At 51.6% G+C, this 519-nt stretch carries 2 protein-coding genes; both read left to right on the top strand.

The features are described 5' to 3' along the window. Positions 1–210: chorismate-binding protein (locus ACWHAR_RS31960; protein ID WP_452089039.1), on the top strand; the 210-nt coding region annotated here is incomplete at its 5' end. Positions 211–223: 13 nt separating this feature from the next. Further along, positions 224–519 (top strand): AMP-binding protein (locus tag ACWHAR_RS31955; protein ID WP_452089038.1); only part of this gene is annotated, 296 nt, incomplete at its 3' end.

Raw genomic sequence — 519 nt, 5'->3', positions numbered from 1 at the left:
TGCTTTTTCACAGGTATGGTCGGCTGGTGCGACGCGCACTGTGACGGAGAATGGGTTGTAACGATTCGCTGTGCCGAGGCGGAGGAACACGCGCTTCGACTGTACGCAGGTGCCGGAATTGTCGCCGGGTCGAAGCCTGAAGACGAACTTGCCGAAACGTCTGCAAAGTTTCGGACAATGCTTCTTGCGATGGGAATGAACAGTGAGTAACGGAGGGATAGAGATGCTGAAAGGATGCACGACATGGCCGAAGGAGTTTGCGGATAAATATCGGAAGGAGGGATGCTGGCGAGGCGAAACTTTTGGAAAAATGCTGAGGGAGCGGGCCGAAAAATACGGAAGCCGCATTGCCCTTACATACGGAGATATCCATTTAAGCTATCGTGAGTTAGACAGGAGAGCCGATTCTTTGGCTGGCGGTCTTTTAAAGCTGGGGATCAAAAAAAATGATCGCGTCGTTGTCCAGCTGCCGAATATCATCGAGTTTTTTGAAGTTTGCTTTGCGCTCTTCCGGATCGG

This window comes from Bacillus sp. LR--39, from assembly GCF_053613335.1.
This window is presented reverse-complemented; position numbering and strand designations above follow the sequence as displayed.